Annotated in this window: 15 protein-coding genes; 8 read left to right on the top strand and 7 right to left on the bottom strand. The window is 66.0% G+C overall.

Annotation, left to right across the window (positions count from 1 at the left end; translation table 11 throughout):
• Positions 1 to 21: 21 nt before the first annotated feature.
• Positions 22 to 1,002, bottom strand: coding sequence for a LysR family transcriptional regulator (locus C7411_RS30590; protein ID WP_110387711.1), 981 nt, complete (start codon positions 1,000 to 1,002; stop codon positions 22 to 24).
• A 110-nt stretch (positions 1,003 to 1,112) separates the two neighbouring features.
• Here C7411_RS30590 and C7411_RS30585 point away from each other — a divergent pair, with 110 nt between their 5' ends.
• Together C7411_RS30585 and C7411_RS37165 are read left to right on the top strand one after the other, a co-directional pair.
• The gene (locus tag C7411_RS30585) at positions 1,113 to 2,129 is read left to right on the top strand and encodes a zinc-dependent alcohol dehydrogenase family protein (RefSeq protein ID WP_110387710.1); all 1,017 of its coding nucleotides are present in this window, start codon (positions 1,113 to 1,115) and stop codon (positions 2,127 to 2,129) included.
• Positions 2,130 to 2,353: 224 nt separating this feature from the next.
• Positions 2,354 to 2,734, top strand: a complete 381-nt coding sequence (locus C7411_RS37165) for a hypothetical protein (RefSeq protein ID WP_133253725.1) — start codon at positions 2,354 to 2,356, stop codon at positions 2,732 to 2,734.
• 6 nt (positions 2,735 to 2,740) lie between these two features.
• Here the strand turns inward: C7411_RS37165 and C7411_RS30575 are convergent, their stop codons facing one another.
• Positions 2,741 to 3,649: a LysR family transcriptional regulator gene (locus C7411_RS30575; RefSeq protein ID WP_110387777.1), complete on the bottom strand. Its 909-nt coding sequence runs from the start codon at positions 3,647 to 3,649 to the stop codon at positions 2,741 to 2,743.
• A gap of 154 nt (positions 3,650 to 3,803) precedes the next feature.
• Here C7411_RS30575 and C7411_RS30570 point away from each other — a divergent pair, with 154 nt between their 5' ends.
• The 3 genes from C7411_RS30570 to C7411_RS30560 are packed head-to-tail and all read left to right on the top strand — an operon-like array spanning position 3,804 to position 7,672.
• Complete coding sequence (locus C7411_RS30570) at positions 3,804 to 5,222, top strand: M20 family metallopeptidase (RefSeq protein ID WP_110387708.1); 1,419 nt, start codon at positions 3,804 to 3,806, stop codon at positions 5,220 to 5,222.
• 10 nt (positions 5,223 to 5,232) lie between these two features.
• Positions 5,233 to 6,540 (top strand): MFS transporter, encoded by a 1,308-nt coding sequence (locus C7411_RS30565; protein ID WP_110387707.1) that lies wholly within the window; start codon positions 5,233 to 5,235, stop codon positions 6,538 to 6,540.
• Between the two features lie 40 nt (positions 6,541 to 6,580).
• Positions 6,581 to 7,672 carry a serine hydrolase domain-containing protein gene (locus C7411_RS30560; RefSeq protein WP_110387706.1) on the top strand — a complete coding sequence of 364 codons (1,092 nt, stop codon included), beginning with the start codon at positions 6,581 to 6,583 and terminating at the stop codon, positions 7,670 to 7,672.
• Here C7411_RS30560 and C7411_RS30555 read toward each other — a convergent pair.
• The 3 genes from C7411_RS30555 to C7411_RS30545 form a co-directional block, all read right to left on the bottom strand.
• Positions 7,669 to 10,692 (bottom strand): FAD-binding and (Fe-S)-binding domain-containing protein, encoded by a 3,024-nt coding sequence (locus C7411_RS30555; protein ID WP_110387705.1) that lies wholly within the window; start codon positions 10,690 to 10,692, stop codon positions 7,669 to 7,671. The two genes, C7411_RS30560 and C7411_RS30555, sit on opposite strands and share 4 nt — an antisense overlap.
• A gap of 6 nt (positions 10,693 to 10,698) precedes the next feature.
• On the bottom strand, positions 10,699 to 11,985 hold the full coding sequence (locus C7411_RS30550) for an MFS transporter (RefSeq protein WP_110387704.1): 1,287 nt from the start codon (positions 11,983 to 11,985) through the stop codon (positions 10,699 to 10,701).
• A 135-nt stretch (positions 11,986 to 12,120) separates the two neighbouring features.
• Entirely contained in the window at positions 12,121 to 13,338 is a 1,218-nt protein-coding gene (locus C7411_RS30545; RefSeq protein ID WP_110387703.1) for a pyridoxal-phosphate-dependent aminotransferase family protein, read from the bottom strand.
• A gap of 162 nt (positions 13,339 to 13,500) precedes the next feature.
• On the opposite strand from C7411_RS30545, the gene C7411_RS30540 reads away from it, so the two are divergent.
• On the top strand, positions 13,501 to 14,217 hold the full coding sequence (locus C7411_RS30540) for a GntR family transcriptional regulator (RefSeq protein WP_110387702.1): 717 nt from the start codon (positions 13,501 to 13,503) through the stop codon (positions 14,215 to 14,217).
• Between the two features lie 26 nt (positions 14,218 to 14,243).
• On the opposite strand, the gene C7411_RS30535 is transcribed toward C7411_RS30540, so the two are convergent.
• Positions 14,244 to 15,197 (bottom strand): LysR family transcriptional regulator, encoded by a 954-nt coding sequence (locus tag C7411_RS30535; RefSeq protein ID WP_243413404.1) that lies wholly within the window; start codon positions 15,195 to 15,197, stop codon positions 14,244 to 14,246.
• Between the two features lie 164 nt (positions 15,198 to 15,361).
• On the opposite strand from C7411_RS30535, the gene C7411_RS30530 reads away from it, so the two are divergent.
• Complete coding sequence (locus C7411_RS30530; RefSeq protein ID WP_110387701.1) at positions 15,362 to 16,552, top strand: M20 aminoacylase family protein; 1,191 nt, start codon at positions 15,362 to 15,364, stop codon at positions 16,550 to 16,552.
• Positions 16,549 to 17,853 carry an MFS transporter gene (locus C7411_RS30525; RefSeq protein WP_110387700.1) on the top strand — a complete coding sequence of 435 codons (1,305 nt, stop codon included), beginning with the start codon at positions 16,549 to 16,551 and terminating at the stop codon, positions 17,851 to 17,853. Before C7411_RS30530 ends, C7411_RS30525 begins: the two co-directional genes overlap by 4 nt.
• Before the next feature lie 135 nt (positions 17,854 to 17,988).
• On the opposite strand, the gene C7411_RS30520 is transcribed toward C7411_RS30525, so the two are convergent.
• The gene (locus C7411_RS30520; RefSeq protein WP_243413403.1) at positions 17,989 to 18,363 is read right to left on the bottom strand and encodes a hypothetical protein; all 375 of its coding nucleotides are present in this window, start codon (positions 18,361 to 18,363) and stop codon (positions 17,989 to 17,991) included.
• Between the last annotated feature and the right edge of the window lie 161 nt (positions 18,364 to 18,524).

Below are 18,524 nucleotides of genomic sequence, written 5' to 3'. Positions count from 1 at the left end.
GGAAACCTCGAGGAAATTTCGTCAATTTCCGTTCAGGTCGATGGGGTCTGTCGGCTCCATCGGCTCCATCGGCTCCATCGGGTCCGTGTGGTCCAGTTGCGCGCCGAGCATGCGCGAAATATCGGCGACGAGCGCATCCACCGCCACGCGCACCTTCGACGGCATGTGCCGCGTCTTCTGCCGCACGACGTGGACTTCGTCGCCCATCACGCTCTTGCTGTCCATGACGAGTTCGAGCCGCCCGTCGCTCAAATACGGGCCCATGAGCCAGCACGGCAGCCACGCGAGACCGGCGCCGGCCGCGGCCGCATCGGCGATCGCCAGCAGATCGTCGAAGCACAGCCGCGACGCGAGCCGGCACTCCTCGACTTCGCCGCCGGGGCCGCGCACGCGCCACGCCGGGCTCTGCCCCGCGCGGCCATACGCGATGCCAGTGTGCGTGGCGAGGGCGGCGACGTCCGCGGGCTTGCCGTGCTGCGCGAGATACGCAGGCGACGCGCAAATACCCATGCGCTGCACGCCAAGCCGGCGTGCGACGAGCGTGCCGTGGTCGGGCAGCGTGCCGATGCGCACGGCCAGATCGAAGCCGTCCTCGACGAGATCGGCCACGCGGTCGCTGAACGAGAGTTCGACGTTCAGACGCGGATGCGCCTCCACGAGCCGCCGCACCACCGGCGCCACGCACTGGCGCCCGAACAGCACCGGCGCGCTGATCCGCAAGCGCCCCGAAGGCTCGCGCCGCCCGTGATCGAAGGCGGCTTCCACGGCGCTCAGCTCGCCCAGCACGCGGCGGCACTGCTCGTAGTAGGCATGGCCTTCGTCGGTGAGGCTCAAGCTGCGCGTCGTCCGCTGCAGCAGGCGCACGCCCAGGCGCTGTTCGAGCCGCGCGACGGTCTTCGCGACCGCTGAGCGCGTCACGCCAAGGCGCGCGCCCGCGGCGGAGAAGCTGCCTGCGTCGACCACGTCCACAAATTCGGCCACGCCGCTCAGGCGTTCGTTCATATCACCACCCCTCTTGTATCCTTTACGGCAACAACGAAGCTCCGGAATCTCGCCAATGTCGCCTGTCAAGCAACACTATCATAGGTACTCCCACTCGTACTGGAGCAGCCATGAACGCATGGAAACTGAAGGCCGGCAGCGGCTATGGCGCACTCGCGCGCACCGATTTCACGCCGCGCGCGCCCGGCCCGCATGACGTAGTCGTGAAGGTTCACGCGGCCTCGCTCAACTATCGCGACCTGATGTTCGCGCGCGGCGATTACCTCGGTCTTGGCGACGCTGCGCTCGTGCCGGTCGCCGACGGCGCGGGCGAGGTTGTCGAAGTCGGCGCAGCCGTCACGCGCTTCAAGCCCGGCGACCGCGTGATCAACACCTACTTCCCGCATTGGGTGGACGGTCCTCCCGCGCCGTGGAAAGTGCGCGAGTCGCCCGGTGCGCAATTCGACGGGGTGCTCGCGGAACGCTTCGTCGCTGCGGAAACCTCGCTCGTTTCGATTCCCGCACGCCTGAGCTACGAGGAAGCCGCGACGATCTCGTGCGCCGGCATCACCGCCTGGAATGCGATCTTCGCCGATGGCGGCGCACAGCCCGGCGCTACCGTGGTGCTGCTCGGCACTGGCGGCGTGTCGATCTGGGCACTGCAGCTCGCCCGCGCGGCGGGCTTGCGGACCATCATCACGTCTTCAAGCGACGAGAAGCTCGAACGCGCGCGCGCGCTCGGCGCGAACGAGACGATCAACTATCGTTCGCATCCCGAATGGCAGGACGAGGTGCTGCGGCTCACGGGCGGCGAAGGCGCGGATATCGTCGTGGAAGTGGGCGGACGCGATACGCTGCCGCGCTCGGTGGCCGCAGCGAAAATGGGCGGGCTCGTTTCGATCATCGGCGGCGTGACGAGTTTCGCAGGCCCCGAACTCGGGCTGCTTCCGGTGATCGGCGGCTTCAAGCGCCTGCATGGCTTCATGGTCGGCAGCCGCACGATGCTCGACGACGTCACGCGCTTCGTCGCCGCGCAGCAGATTCGCCCGGTGGTGGATCGCGTGTTCGCTTTCGAGGAAGCACCGCAAGCCTACGCATGGCTGGAAGCCGGCAAGCATTTCGGCAAGGTGGTGATACGCGTGGCGTGAGAGCACGTGCGCAGAAAAGCGAAGCGGACACGCCAGGTGCCCGCGTCGTTCTACATGTCCCGGTCGCTTCAGAAAATGGGGGGCCCGTTGATCACGCCAGGCAGCCACGTCGGGAAGAATCAGGGCGGACCGTTCGTGCTTGACTAGCCAATACAAGGCTCCGACGTTTGATCGGATTCCTGATAAAAGAGGAAACTGGCTCGGTGATCTGAAGGCAGCGCGCCTTGGCCGCGAAGCGGCTGGGCTGGGTTGCACGGCGATTGACAGTTAGTTGCACATTTGCCGCGCCCACGGCTGCCTTCGCCCAGCAGCGTATACACCCTGCAGGCTGTATTTTCAAATTACAGCCTGCGATTTGGATTTTTACCGGCAACTTGCGGTGCGGCTATCGCGCCGAAGAGATCTATCCGCGGCAATGGATCGCGCAAGGCCAGCGCGTGGGATTCGCCGCGGCAGAGGTCGAAGCGATGCTCGCGCAGGTGGCCGCGCAACCGCCCCGCGCGATCGAAGCCGTCGCGGCGCAGATCCCCGCCGGTTTCCCCGCAGACGTCGCCGACACCGTTTTCGCCGGCATGCGCAGGCTCACCGCGCGGCTCACCGCGTAGGCGAAATCAGCCGCACGCAAGCTCATCGCCGCCGATCGCGCGCGTGAGCAGGTCGAGAAAGGCCTGCATGGTCTGCGGCAGCGTGCGGCCCGCCATCGTCTGGATCTGCAGCGTGCGCTGATGCAGTTCCGGGTTCGTGAGCGGCACGGCGGCCAGTCCCTCCACCTCGAGACGGCCGCGCACGGTCAGAAAGCCGGTGAACGTGACGGCATCGGTCAGGCGTACGAATCGTTGCAACGCCACGTGATAGTTGCTGACGAACACCGGCTCGAAGATCAACCCTTCGAGGCTGCACGCGATGTCGAGCAGCTGGCGGATCGTCACCCCCTGGCTGTTCATCGCGACCGGCCACGGGATCAGATCGCGCAGCGACAGCGACTTGCGCGCCGCCAGCGGATGATCGCGCCGCATCAGCGCGAAGATCGGCGCGCGCTGCGAACAGTGCACGGCAATCTCCTTCTCGGGCGCGACGCTGAAGCACAGCGCGATATCGGCCGTGCCCTCGCGCACGCGCTGCGTTGCAACAGCAGGTGCCGATACGTCCAGCTGAAAATGCGTTTGCGGATAGGTCCGGAGAAAGTGGGCGAACATCTGCGGCAGAAAATCCGGCGCGAGGCCTTCGGAACTCGCAACACGGATGGTCGCGCGCCCGCCCTCGCTGAGCCCGCGAATCTCGCCGACCACGCGCTCCGTTTCGAGCAGGCTGCGCCGCGCGTGCTCGGCCAGCATGCGCCCCGCCTCGCTCAGCACCATGCCGCGCGGGCGCCGTTCGAATAACGGCGTGCCGAGTTCTTCTTCGAGCCGGGCGATCTGGCGGCTGAGCGCGGACACGGCGACGTAGAGCCGCTCGGACGCCTTGCTCAGCGAGCCGCTGCGGGCCACTTCCAGAAAATAGCGCAGTGCGGTGTTGTCCATGTCGATGAGCGCGGTCTCGTCCGCTTTGCCGTTTCGGCAAAGATAGATCACAAATATTGTAATTGTGCAGAAATATCGGCGGCTGCAGGATCGTTCGACGGCTTCAAACGGCTACAGAGGGCTACAGACGGCCTCAAACAGAGGGAGACGCGCGTTGACCCGTGACATCGCCATTCAAACCGCAGCCGCCCAATACGATTCGGGCAGCTTCCTGAACGATTTGCGCCGCCGCGTGGCGTTTCGCACCGAGAGCCAGGAGCCGGAGAGCGGCGGCCGCTTGCGCGGCTATCTGGACGAGGAGCTCACGCCGCTGCTCGCTCAATGGGGTTTCACCTGCCGGGTCGTCGAGAATCCCGTCAACGGCGCCGGCCCGTTCCTGATTGCCCACCGCCACGAAGACGATGCGCTGCCCACCGTGCTCAGCTACGGCCACGGCGACGTGGTGCGCGGCTACGACGCGCAATGGCGCGCGGGCCTCACGCCATGGGACGTGACCATAGAAGGCGAGCGCTGGTACGGCCGCGGCACCGCCGACAACAAAGGCCAGCACAGCATCAACCTCGCGGCACTCAAGGCCGTGCTCGACGCGCGCGGCGGCAGGCTCGGCTTCAACCTCAAGCTGCTGTTCGAAACGGGCGAGGAAGTCGGCTCGCCGGGCCTGCACGAACTGTGCAGCCGGTTGCGCGACGAACTCGCCGCCGACGTGCTGATCGCCTCCGACGGGCCGCGCCTCTGCGCGGACCGCCCGACGATCTTTCTAGGCTCGCGCGGCCTCGTCAATTTCAAGCTCGAACTCACGCTGCGCGAAGGCGGCCATCATTCGGGCAACTGGGGCGGCCTGCTGCGCAACCCGGGCATCGTGCTCGCGAACGCGATCGCCTCGATGGTCGACGCGCACGGCAAGATCCTCGTCGATGGCCTGCGCCCGCCGCCGATTCCGCAATCCGTGCGCCGCGCACTCGCCGATATTCGCGTGGGCGGCAATCCGGGCGAGCCCGAGGTCGATCGCGACTACGGCGAGCCGGGCCTCACGCCGACCGAGCGCGTGTTCGGCTGGAACAACCTGGAGGTGCTCGCGTTCCGTACGGGCAACCCCGAGAAACCGGTGAACGCGATTCCGCCGCACGCTATCGCCTACATGCAGATCCGCTTCGTCGTCGGCACGCACTGGCAGGACCTCGAACGCATCGTGCGCGCGCACCTCGACACGCACGGCTTCGACATGATCGAACTCGAAGTGGAGCGCGGCGCACCGGCCACGCGTGTCAATCCCGACAACGACTGGGTGCAGTGGGCGCTGCGCTCGCTGCGCGAGACCACGGGAGCCGAACCCGTACTGTTGCCGAACCTGGGCGGCACGCTGCCCAACGACGTATTCGCCGAGGTGCTCGGCATGCCCACGCTCTGGGTGCCGCATTCGTATCCAGGCTGCTCGCAGCACGCGCCGAACGAGCACCTGCTCGGCCCGGTCGTGCGCGATGGGCTGCGCATCATGGCTGGCCTCTTCTGGGACCTCGGCGCAAGAGAAGCCGGCGCGTCCAACCCTGCACCGCATCCAGCAACGTTTGCATGAGGACGTCCCAATGAGCATCGAATCCCTACCCGCGCACGGCGGCGAGCACTGGTCAGAGCCCGCTCAAGGCACTTCGGGCAAGAACGTCTCACGGCTCATCGTCGCGACTTCGATCGGTAACGCGCTCGAGTTCTACGACCTGCTGGCGTACGGCTACTTCGCCGCGACGCTCTCCAGGCTCTTCTTCCCCGTTCACAATGCAACGGTGTCGCTGCTGCTCACGCTAGGCACGTTCGCGCTCTCGTACCTCGCGCGGCCCGTCGGCGCGCTCGTGCTCGGCTCCTACAGCGACCGCAAGGGTCGCAAGGCGTCGCTCACGCTCTCCATTGCGATGATGACGATCGGCACCGGCATGGTCGCGCTGATGCCCACCTACGCGACGATCGGCATCCTCGCACCCCTCGGCATTTTTGCCTCGCGTCTTCTGCAGGGTTTTTCGGCGGGCGGCGAGTTCGGCAGCTCCACCGCCTTCCTGATCGAGCATGCGCCGCAGCGCAGCGGTTTCATGTCGAGCTGGCAGTTCTCGAGCCAGGGCGCGAGCACGCTGCTCGTCTCCCTGTTCGGCGCGGTGCTTACGGGCACGCTCACACAGCCGCAGCTCGAAGGCTGGGGCTGGCGCATTCCCTTCCTGTTCGGTGTGCTGATTGGTCCTGTGGGTCTTTATATCCGCCGACGCATCGACGAAACGCCGGAATTCGAGCGCATCGAAAAAGCCGAGTCGCCCGTGCGTGAACTGTTCGCCACGCAGAAGTCGCGCGTCATCGCATCGATCGGCGTGCTGATCCTGACCACCTCGGCCCAATACGTGCTGCTTTACATGCCGACCTATGCCGCGCGGCAGCTCGGCCTCGCGCCTTCGTCGGGCTTTATCGCCACGCTCGTGGCCGGCCTGATCGCCATCGTGCTCACGCCGATCGTGGGCCACTGGTCGGACAAGGTGGGCCGCACGCGTATCATGTTCGTCGCGGGCGTGCTGTTCCTGCTCACCGTCTATCCCGCGTTCATGTTCGTGAACGCCCATCCTTCGCTGCCCTCGCTGCTGGCCGCCGTGGTCTGGATCGCGGTGCTGAAGGTCACCTATTTCGCCTCGATTCCGGCGCTCATGGCCGGCTTCTTCCCCGCGCGCACGCGCACCACCGGCATGGCGCTCGCCTATAACGTCGGCACCACCGCGTTCGGCGGCTTCACGCCGCTCGCCGTGGCCTCGCTCATTGCGGCGACGGGCAACAATCTCGCGCCGGGGCTCTGGCTGATGTTCGCGGCCGTGTTGAGCCTCGCTACGCTGACCTGGGCGCGCCTGCGTCTCGACGCCCGCTGAACCGGCGCCGTACAGGAACACAACAAGGAAACACGCACGTATGCAACACGACTTACCGCAGGAAGTTCAGGACGCCATTCAGTTTTCCGTCGATCACGAATCGGCATGGGACCGTAACGCCGACGGCAACTTCGGCGTGCACGTGAACGACCCGCCGCCGTGGAACCGCTTGCTCGGCCCCATTCACGATCGCGGACCGGTATCCGGCGCCGTCGCCGTGAATGGGCGAGCGCTCGCGCAATGGGGCGCGCCCGATCGGCCCGATCTGACCTTCAGCATCGCGAAGACGTATCTGGCGCTGCTCGCGGGTGTGGCGCACGACCGCGGCCTGCTGCCCGATCCCGACGAGCCCGTCCACGTGCGCGTGCCCGGCATCGGCTTCGACGACGACCACAATGCGCAGGTCACGTGGACGCATCTGCTGCAACAGACGAGCGAATGGCAAGGCACGTGCTTCGGCCTTTCCGATCAGGCCGATCACTATCGCGCCGTCACGTTCGGCGAGCCGCCCGACGGGAAAAAAGGCGACTTGCGCCCGTTGCGCGCGCCCGGTACGTATTGGGAATACAACGACGTGCGCATCAACCAGCTTTCGCTCGCACTCCTGCGTTTGTTCGGTCGTTCGTTGCCCGAAGTATTTCGCGAGACGATCATGAGACCCGTCGGCGCGAGCGAGAACTGGCAATGGGTCGGTTACGACGACGCATGGATCGATCAGGGCGGCAGGCGCGTGCAGTCGGTGCCAGGCGGCTCGCATTGGGGCGGCGGCATGTCGGTGAGCGCAAACGACCAGTTGAAGGTTGCGCAAATGCTGCTCGACGATGGCGTCGTCGCGGGCCGCCGCGTGCTCTCGGGCGAATGGATCGCGCGCATGCGCACGCCCTGCCCGCTCGCGCCGTTCTACGGCTCGCTCGTCTGGCTCAACACGGGGCAGCGGATGTTTCCAGGCGTGCCCGAGTCGAGCTGGTTTGGGGTTGGCGCGGGCAGCTCGTTCATGTGGATCGAGCCCGGACGCAAGATCGCGTTGATCGTGCGCTGGATCGATTCGCAATTCGCCGATGCGTTCTTCGGCAAGATGCTGCATGCCGTGGACGCCTTGCATGCGCGCCAGGGCACGAGCACGCTAGCCTAGCGCATCGCCATTTCCAGCACCCTCGCCACGTGCAGCGCCGTGGCGTTTGCGCCCTCGTGGATCTGGTGGCGGCAGCTCGTGCCATCCGCCACGACGAGATCGGCGCGATCCGCCTTGCGCACGGCGGGCAACAGTGCAAGCTCGGCCATCGCCAGCGATGCTTCGTAGTGCTCCGCTTCGTAGCCGAAGCTGCCCGCCATCCCGCAGCATGACGATTCGATCGGCTTCACCTCCAGGCCCGGAATCCAGCCCAGCACCGTGAGCACGGGCCGGAAGGCGTCGAACGCTTTCTGGTGGCAGTGGCCGTGCACCCACGCGCGCGGCGCGTCGAGCGGGTGCAACTCCAGATCGAACCGTCCCGCGCCTTGCTCGCGCACGAGGAATTCTTCGAACAGGAACGCCGCGGCAGACAGCTTGCGCGCTTCGTCGCCGTAGCCGTATTGCAGGAATTCGTCGCGCATCGAGAGCAGGCACGAAGGTTCGAGCCCGACGATCGACACGCCGCGCGCCACGAACGGCATGAGCGTATCGAGCAGGCGCCGCGCCTCGTGCTTCGCCTCGTCCACCAGTCCCGCGGCGAGGAACGTTCTGCCGCAGCATAGCGGGCGTTCTTCGCCGCGCACGTTGAAGTGCACGCAATAGCCGGCCGCTTCGAGCACCCGTTTCGCGGCGCGGGCGTTTTCGGGCTCGAAGTTGTCGTTGAAGGTGTCGACGAACAGTACCACTTCCTTCGTCGCCGCTGCCGGGTCGGGCTTTGCGGCCGCCACCTGCGCAAGGAACGAAGGCCGGAACTGCGGCAGCGAACGTTGCGGCGCGAAGCCGAGTACGCGCTTCGCCCACCCGGACACCACAGGGATGCGCTCGCCCGCCGCCGCAAGTCCGCCGGCTTGCGCCGCACGACGCGCATAGCGCGGTAAAAACGCAATCATCTTCTCGCGCAGCTTCAGGCCGTGCTTCGTGTTCCACGCCGCGCGCGCCTCGATCTTCAGCTTCGCCATGTCCACGCCGGTCGGACAATCGCGCTTGCAGCCCTTGCACGACACGCACAGGTCGAGCGTGTCCTTGACGTCGTCGCTTGCGAGTCCGTCCTCGCCCAGCTGCCCGGAAATCGCGAGCCGCAGCGTGTTCGCGCGGCCACGCGTCACGTGCTTCTCGTCTTTCGTCACGCGGTAGCTCGGGCACATCGTGCCCGCGTCGAACTTGCGGCAGTGGCCGTTGTTGTTGCACATCTCCACGGCTTTCGCGAGGCCGCCCGTCAGGTCGTCGCCGCTGCCGGGCGGTGTTTGCTCACCCGTGAGCGGATCGCGGCTCACGTCCCACGCCGACCAGTCGAGCGCCGCTCGCATCTGGCGCTCGCGATATCCCGGCGCGAAGCGGAACAGCTTCGCGTCGTCCATCTTCGGCGGGCGCACGATCTTGTCGGGATTGAAGCGGTTCCCGGGATCGAACAGCTGCTTGATTTCCATGAACGCCTGGTTGATCTTCGGTCCGTACTGCCAGGCAATCCATTCGCCGCGGCACAGACCATCGCCATGCTCGCCCGAAAACGCGCCCTTGTACTCGCGCACCAGTTCCGCAGCCGCCTCCCCTATCGCGCGCATTTTCGCCGCGCCATCGCGGCGCATGTCGAGTATCGGCCGCACGTGCAGCGTGCCGACGCTCGCGTGCGCGTACCACGTGCCTTCGGTGCCGTGCCGATGGAAGATTTCGGTCAGGCGGCTCGTGTACTGCGCGAGATGTTCGAGCGGCACGGCGCAGTCCTCGATGAACGAGACGGGCTTGCCGTCGCCCTTCATGCTCATCATGATGTTCAGGCCCGCCTTGCGCACTTCCCAAAGCGCCTTTTGCTCGTTCGCATCGGTCATCTTCACGACCGCATCGGCCAGACCGAGGTCGCCCATCAGTTCGGCCAGCCCATCGAGCCGGCGCACCTGGGCGTCGCGCTCGTCGCCCGCGAACTCGACCAGCAGGATCGCATCGGGCCTGCCCGCCAGCGCCTTTTCGATCACCGGCCTGAAGCCCGGATTGCCGAGCGCAAGCTCGATCATCGTGCGATCGACCAGTTCGACCGCGGTCGGCTTGAGCCTGACGATATGCTGCGCCGAGTTCATCGCCTGCCAGAAGGTGGGAAAGCTCACCACGCCCAGCGTTTTATGCGCGGGCAGCGGCGCGAGTTTCAGCGTGATCTGCCGGCTGAACGCGAGCGTGCCTTCGGAGCCCACGAGCAGATGCGCGAGATTCGCCACGCCGTCGTCGGTATAGGCGAGCGGGTTCTGGCAATCGAACAGGTCGATGTTGTAGCCGGCCACGCGGCGCAGCACCTTCGGCATGCGTTCGGCGATCTCGCCGCGCTCGCGCGCGGCGATGCGCTGCACGCCTTCGAGCAGGGCCGCGAGCCGCGCGCCTTCGTGCGGCATTTTCAACGACTGGAAGCGCGCTTCGCTGCCGTCCGCGAGAATCGCGTCGATGCCGAGCACGTTGTGCACCATGTTGCCGTATTCGATCGAGCGCGAGCCGCACGAGTTGTTGCCCGCCATGCCACCGATCGTGCACTGCGCGCCCGTCGAAACATCCACGGGAAACCACAGCCCGTGCGGCTTGAGCCACGCGTTCAGATGATCGAGCACGACGCCCGGCTCGACCGTCACCGTGCGCGCGGCAGCGTCGAAATCGACGATATTGTTGAGCCACTTCGACGTGTCGATCACGAGCGCTTCGCCCACCGTCTGTCCGCACTGGCTCGTACCCGCGCCGCGCGCCAGCACGGGAGCGTGCTCGATGCGCGCCACTTCCAGCGCGGCGCGCAGGTCGTCCTGATCGCGCGGCACGGCCACGCCAATGGGCATGATCTGATAGATCGAGGCGTCGGTTGCGTAACGGCCGCGGCTCGCAGCGTCGAACAACACGTCGCCGCGCAGGGCTTCACGCAGGCGCCGCGCGAGCGGCGAGCCGTGGCCCGCGCTCGAAGGGACGAGATGAACCGGCTTGACCAGCATGCCCGGGCTGCGTGCGCCTTCCATCGCCGTTCACACGCCTTGATGCGAACCCGCGGGTTCGTCGGCCTTCTTGCCCAGCTCGAAGCGGCTGTCCGGCTGCATGCGGAACGCGAGAATCACGCCGCACCCCATCAGCACCATGCTGCCTACGAACGGCAGGTCCCAGTTGCCGAAGCGGTCGATCAGAAAACCGCCCACCACGGGCGAGATGATCGCGGCCAGCGCCGAGCCCGTGTTCATCATGCCGCTCGCCGTGCCCGAGAACTCCGGTGCGATATCCATGGGAATCGCCCACATCGGCCCGATCGTCATTTCGGCGAAGAAGAAGCCCGCCGCGAGGCACGCCATGGAAATGACGGGATCGTGCACGAACATCAGCGGCACGAGCACGATCAGCGTGACGAGCATGCACACCGAGACCATCCAGCTGCGCGCGCGCTTGAGGTTGCCCGTGCGCTGCAAGAGCCAGTCGGTCACGAGGCCGCCCAGCGTGTCGCCCACCACGCCCGCGAGGAACACCACCGAGGCGAAGATCGCCGACTTGCCCAGCTGCAGGTGATAGTTGTGCAGGAAGTATTGCGGAATCCAGCTAAGGAAAAGCCACAGCGTCCAGCCGTAACAGAAGTAGACGATCGTCACCGGAATCATGCGCTTAAAGAGCGCCATCCACGGCAGGCCCGTCGCGCGCGGCCTGGGTTGCGGCAGGATCGCGAGTTCGGCCTCGGTAATGCGCGGGTGATCCTTCGGGTGTTCGGTGAAGGTGAACGCCCACACCACTACCCACAGCAGGCTGAGCGCGCCGCAAACATAGAACGATTCGCGCCAGCCGTAGCGCGCCATCACCAGCACGACCACCGCGGGCGCCACCGCATTGCCGATGCGCGACGCGGAGTGCGTGATGCCCTGCGCGAAGCCGCGCCGTTCTTTCGCGACCCAGCGCGACATGGCCGAGGTCGAGGCGGGAAACGTCGCGCCCTCACCAAAGCCGAGCAGAAGGCGCGCGGCGAGCAGCGTGGCGAGGCCGCCCGCCATGCCCGTGAGCACGGTGGCCACGCCCCACAGCGCGCCGCAGAACAGCAGCGTGCGGCGCGCGCCGAAGCGGTCGCTCACCCAGCCGCCGATGATCTGAAACAGCAGATACGGATACGCAAACGCCGAGAAGACCAGCCCGACCTCGGTGTGCGAAAGCTGGAACTCCTTGCCGAAGCCTGCCGCCGCCGTGCTCACGTTCACACGATCGAGGTAGGTGATGAAGTACATGATGCAGAGCATGATCAGCACGATGCTGCTCGCGCTCGTCAATCGATACCGTTTCATCGTCTGTCTCCGTTGCTGGTTCTATCGGCCGCATCGCCCTTCTCGAAGTGGCGTCCGGCATGGGAACGACCTCACATCCCCCGGAATCGGCCTGACCTGCCGCGCCCCGTGCGCGGCGTAGGCAAGCGCGCCGCTTCAGGCGGCTTTCAGCGACACCACGTTGGGTTGCGCCGCGAGATATTCCATCGCGGCGGGCAAGCCGCTGTCCTTCAAGGGCACGCCCGCGATACGCAGGCCCATCTCGCAGCCGGCCAATGCCGCCAGCAGCGTGAGGTCGTTGCAGTCGCCCAGATGCCCGATGCGGAACATGCGCCCCTTGACCTTGCCGAGGCCCGTGCCGAGCGAAAGATCGAAGCGCTCGTAAATGATCTTGCGCACCGCATCCGCATCCACGCCTTCGGGCATCATCACGCCCGTGAGCACGGGGCTGTAGACGGCGGGATCGGCGCACTGGATCTCGAGCCCCCACGTGCGCACCGCGCGCCGGCACGCCTCGCCTAGCCGCCGATGCCGCGCGAACACGTTGTCGAGCCCTTCGTCCTGCAGCATGTCGAGCGCTTCGCAAAGGCCGTAGAGCAGGTTCGTATTGGGCGTGTACGGCCAGTACCCGCTCTTGTTCATCTCGATGATCTCAGCCCAGCCCCAGAAGCTGCGCGGCAGCCTTGCGTGCCCGCTCGCGGCCAGCGCCTTCGCCGACACGGCGTTGAAGCTGATGCCCGGCGGCAGCATGAGACCCTTCTGCGAGCCGGAGATGGTCACGTCCACGCCCCATTCGTCGTGGCGATAATCAGCGCTGGCGAGACCGGAAATCGTGTCGACGAGCAGCAGCGCCGGGTGACCCGCGGCGTCGATCGCGCGGCGCACCGCAGCGATGTCCGAGGTCACGCCGGTCGAAGTCTCGTTATGCACCACGCAAACCGCCTTGATGGCGTGCTGCGCGTCTTCGCGCAGACGCTTTTCGATCATGTCGGCCTGCACGCCGCGCCGCCAGCCTTCGATGCCGGGCAGGCCGAGAAACTCCGGCTTCAGGCCAAGACGCTCGGCCATCTGCTTCCACAACGTCGCAAAATGGCCCGTCTCGAACATCAGCACCGTGTCGCCGGGGCTCAGCGTGTTGGTGAGCGCGGCTTCCCACGCGCCCGTGCCGGAGGCCGGGTAGATCACCACCGGCTGCTGCGTCTTGAAGATCTTCTTGATGCCTTCCAGCACCTTGAGTCCGAGTACGGCGAACTCCGGCCCGCGATGGTCGATGGTCGGATAGCTCATCGCGCGCAGGATGCGATCCGGCACCGGGCTCGGGCCGGGAATCTGCAGAAAGTGGCGACCAGCGGGATGGAAATCGAGCTTCAACATGCAATCGCTCCTGTTTTGAATTTTGCATTCAAAAAACTATAATTCAGCCCGCTCATGTGCAGACAGACAATTCCGACGTGGTTTACCCCAATCTCAGCTGGCTTCTTTGGGGTCCTGTCCTTGGGCTAAAATTCGCTGGAAATCGATGGAAATGCCTTTTGCATGCAAAACCCGAACCTGAACCCCTCTGCGATCAGCCCGGAGCTGCCGCCCATTGCCCGCCAGCAACTCCACGACACCGTCGTCGACCATCTGCGACGGTTCATCGTGGAAGGCGTGCTCGAGGCCGGGCGCAAGCTCAACGAACGCGAGCTGTGCGAAACCCTGGGCATTTCGCGCACGCCGCTGCGCGAGGCGCTGAAGGTGCTCGCGTCCGAAGGGCTGATCGAGATTTCGCCGAATCGCGGCGCCTCGGTCTCGAAGATGTCGGAGGCGGAACTGCGCGAGACCTTCGAACTCATGAGCGGGCTCGAAGCGTTTTCAGGCGAACTGGCGTGCGAGCGGATCACCGCGGCCGAAATCGCCGAGATCAAGGCGCTGCACTACGCCATGCTCGCCTGCCGCGCGCAGAACGATCTGGCCGGCTACTACAGCCGCAATCAGGCGATTCACGACAAGATCAACGAAGCAGCGCGCAATTCGGCGCTGCGGCAAACGTATATCGCGGTGAATCGACGTTTGCAGGCGCTGCGGTTTCGCTCGAACTTCGAAACCGCCAAGTGGGACCGTGCGATCCGTGAGCATGGCGAGATGCTGGAGGCGCTCGACGCGCGCGACGGCAAACGGCTCGCGGCCATACTGCGGCAGCATTTGCTCGCCAAACGCGATGCGGTGTTGAGGATCGGGGACACGCCGCCGGCATCGGACACCGGCAACTGATTCGTTGCGCGCGCCACGTCTTCCGACTACTTCGCCGCCGACTCCAGAAAACTCTGCGCAAGCTGCTTCCTCAGGTGATCGGCGGCTGGCGAGAGCCTGCGTCCCACGCGCGTGACCATCTGGCTCGAAAAGCCCGCGGCGATCGGATGATCGATCGGCACGGCCACCAGTTCGCCCAGATCGATGCCGCGGCGCGCCGTAATCGACGACATGAACGCCACGCCAAGACCCGCGGCCGCGAGCGTCTGTGCCGTGTTGAACAGATCCACGCGATAAGCCGGCATCACGTTCAGACGCGCGTCGTCGAACAACGACTGCACGAAATGCTGCACACCGAACGACTCGGTCATGAAGATCAGGCGCTCGCCGGCGAGTTCGGCGGGGGCCACCTTCGGCATCTTCGCAAAGCGGTGCGAGGGCGCGACGAGCGCACAGAGCGGGCGCGACGCGAAGGGATGAATGCGCATGGCAGGGTCGTCGGCGGTGCGTGTGCACAGCCCGATATCGACGACGTCGTCGCGCACGAGCGACAGCACGACCGGCGTCGGCCCTGAGCGGATCTCCACGAGAATGTCCGGGTACGTCATCGAAAAGCGCTGCAGCGCACGCGCGATCAGGTTGCCGATGAAGCCCTCGCCCACGCCGAGCGCCACGCGACCGCGCCTCAGGTGCCGGTACTCCTCCAGACGCGCGGCCAGATCGCGCTGGCGGCGCTGCCCGTCGCGGTAGTGGTCCACGAGCACCTGACCGATCTCCGTCAAAGCCACGTTGCGCCCGCGCCGCTCGATCAGCGGAAAGCGCAGCCGCCGCTCGAGCGCCGCCACCTGCCGGCTGATGACCGAGGCGTTGATGCCCAGCGCCTCGGCGGCCATGCGCACGCCGCCTGCCGCCGCGATTTCGGCCAGATAGCGCAGCGGCCGCTCGCCGATATCCTCGATCGCGCCGCGCGCCGCACCTTCCCGATCTGCCTTTCCCCGCACTGCATGGCTCCTTCCGCGCGCGTTGCCTTGCTGCGCCGCGACAATCGATCGTTGACTTCAAGTCAACATTTTCGATGCTTTTCCGTCATGGGTCGAGTTTTTCGTCGATGCAATACTCGGCCTTTGGCTTGTGCCCAAACCTATTCCAATAAAAGGAGTTCCTCGTGAGCGAGCACCGCTACTGCGAAGTCGCCGATCTGGCCGAAGCCCGATCGGAACTCGACGAAATTCGTCATCACCTCCACAAGCACCCCGAGCTGTCGTACGAGGAAGCCGACACGTCGCGCTTCGTCGCTGGGAAGCTCGAGTCCTGGGGCTACGAAGTCACGCGCCACGTGGGCGGGCACGGCGTCGTGGCGTCGCTCAAGGCGGGCACGAGCACGCGCACCGTAGGCGTGCGCGCCGACATGGACGCCCTGCCGATCCAGGAGCTGACCGGCCTCGACTACGCAAGCGTCCACCAGGGCAAGATGCACGCGTGCGGCCACGACGGCCACACCGCCGTGCTGCTCGGCGCTGCGCGCCAGCTCGCCAGAACGCGCAATTTCGACGGCACCGTCCACCTGATCTTTCAGCCCGCCGAAGAAGCCGGTTCGGACAGCGGCGCCGAGCGCATGATCGCCGACGGCCTGTTCGAGCGTTTCCCCTGCGAAGCCATCTTCGGGCTGCACAACCATCCGGGCATGCCCACCGGCACGTTCGGCTTTCGCGCCGGCCCGCTCATGGCCGCGTGCGACACCGTCAAGCTGCGCGTTCACGGCAAGGGCGGACACGCGGCGCGCCCGCATCTGGCCGTCGACCCGGTGTTCGTGGGCAGCAGCATCGTGATGGCCCTGCAGTCGGTGGTGTCGCGCAACGTCGATCCCAACGAAGCCGCGGTCGTGACCGTCGGCGCGTTCCGTTCAGGCCATGCGCCGAACGTCATTCCCGAAGACGCCGTGCTGGAAATGAGCGTGCGCTCGTTCTCGCCCGAGGTGCGCGCGACGCTCGAGGCGCGCATCCGCGCGCTCGTGCAGGCGCAAGCGCAGAGCTACGGCGCGACGGTGGACATCGAATTCATCCGCGGCTATCCGGTGCTGATCAACAGCGAAGCCGAAACCGGATTCGCGCGTCAGGTCGCCGAGGAACTGGTCGGGCCGGAACACGTCATCGCGCCATTCCCGCCGATCGCCGGCAGCGAGGACTTCGCGTACTACCTGCAGCAGCGCCCCGGTTGTTTCGTACGCCTTGGCAATGGCGAAGGCCGGCCGATGCTGCACAACGCGCGCTACGACTTCAACGACGAGAACCTGACCATCGGCGCCGCGTTCTGGACGCGCCTCGTCGAACGCTTCCTCAGCAAGGACCGCGCATGAACGCCGCCACCGAACCGCTTGTGAAAGCGGCCGAAGAAGTGCCGGTCTCGCCGGGCTATCAGCGCAAGATCGTGCTCGCGGCGGTGATCGGCAACCTGCTCGAATTCTTCGATTTCACTGTCTATAGCTATTTCGCGCTCACGATCGGCCATCAGTTCTTTCCAGCCGACAGCCAGGTCACGTCGCTGCTGCTCGCGTTCGCGGTGTTCGCCGTGGGCTTCGTGATGCGCCCGCTCGGCGGCATCGTGCTCGGCCGCTATGCGGATCGCGCGGGCCGCAAGCCGGCGCTCACGCTCACCATCCTGCTGATGGCGGCGGGTTCCGCGTCCATCGGTCTTGCGCCCACCTATGCACAGATCGGCTTGGCTGCCCCGCTGCTGATCGTCGTCGCCCGTCTCGTGCAGGGTTTCGCGCAAGGCGGCGAGTTCGGCGCGGCAACTGCCACGCTCCTCGAAATGGGCGGACAGGCGAGCCGCGGCTTTCGCGCGAGCTGGCAGCTCGCGAGCCAAGGCGCGGCGGCGCTGCTCGGCTCGGGCCTCGCGGCGAGCCTTGGCTTCCTGCTCTCCGCAGAAACGATGCATAGCTGGGGTTGGCGCATCCCGTTCCTGCTCGGCACGCTCATCGCGCCAGTCGGCATCTATCTGCGCCGGCACATTCGCGAAGAGCCGCCCGCCCAGCGCGTGGTGGCGGACCGCAGCGACCCGAAGCGCGGCCTGTACGTGCGCAACTGGTTTCTCACGATCTTCGCGGTCATGGGCATGTCGGTTTCGACGTATGTGATGATGTACTACATGCCGACCTACTGCATCCAGTACCTGGGACTGCCACCCAAAATGTCTATCCTCGCCGGCGTGGCATCCAGCACGATCTCGCTCGTGATGTGCCCGATCTACGGCGCGTGGTCGGACCGCATGGGCCGCCGCAAGCCGCTCACGGTGATCGGACGCGTCGCGCTGATCCTGCTGCTCTATCCGGCGTTCTGGCTGATGACGCACTACCCGTCGCTGCCGGTCGTGCTCGCCGCGCTCATCGTGCTCATGCTCTGCTATACGATGGGCTCCGCCCCCGCTTACGCGCTGATGCCGGAAAACTTTCCGAAGCATCTGCGCGCAGGCTATATGTCGAGCGCGTACGCCATCGCGGTTTCCGTGTTCGGCGGTACGGCTCAACTCGTGGCCGGCTGGCTCATCCACGTGACGGGCAACAAGATGGCGCCCGCCTGGTACATGATCGGCTGCGTGCTGATTTCGCTCATCGCCGTTTCGATGTTCGAAGAAACCGGCAACAAGGCGATCGACTGACCAGTCCAATCGACTGACCAGTCGATTGAAAAAATGCGGCCTAAAAAGGGCGGGCGAACGCAGTTTGCGTCGCCCGCCCTTCACGCTGCATCCCCGATTTTTGCTGGATAGTTAGTTTAGCTACGCACCCCGGCCTTACTCGCTCCCCTGCGAGCCGCCAGGCTGCGTGCTCATCCCGCCATTGCCGTAGCCATTGTTGTTATACGGCATGGTCTGGCGGGTTCCCGGTGCCGGCGCAGGCGCCGCGCCAGTTCCCGTTCCCTGGCCGCCACCCGTCGCGGTGGTGCCGGGCGCGCCGTAGCCGCTGTTCTCATAACGGGTACCCGCGGTGCTGCCCGGCGGACGCTCCGTGTTGATGCCCGCCGCGCCCGTCGTGCCGCCGCCTGCACCGACGCCATTGCTGCCGCCGCCGGCGCCACCGGCTCCCCCGCCCGCGCCCTGCGCGAGCGCGGCTGCGGAACACGTTGCGATTACGACCCCAGCCAGCAGTTGCTTGATCGATCCATTCATTTCGCTCTCCTTGAGTGTTGTGGACGGAACTGCTGCGTGGCGAACCGGTGGTGCGCCACGCTCATCCCTTGTTTCGCAAGCGCCATGCCACCGCCGAATCGAACCCGGCTGTGCGCCGATTGCGTCGATTTGCATTGCCCGCGCCGCGCGGCATCCGTCTT

This window comes from Paraburkholderia silvatlantica (assembly GCF_003096715.1).
Classification (GTDB): Bacteria; Pseudomonadota; Gammaproteobacteria; order Burkholderiales; family Burkholderiaceae; genus Paraburkholderia; species Paraburkholderia silvatlantica.
Note: the sequence above shows the minus strand (reverse complement) of the source record. Positions and strands in the feature narration are given on the sequence as shown.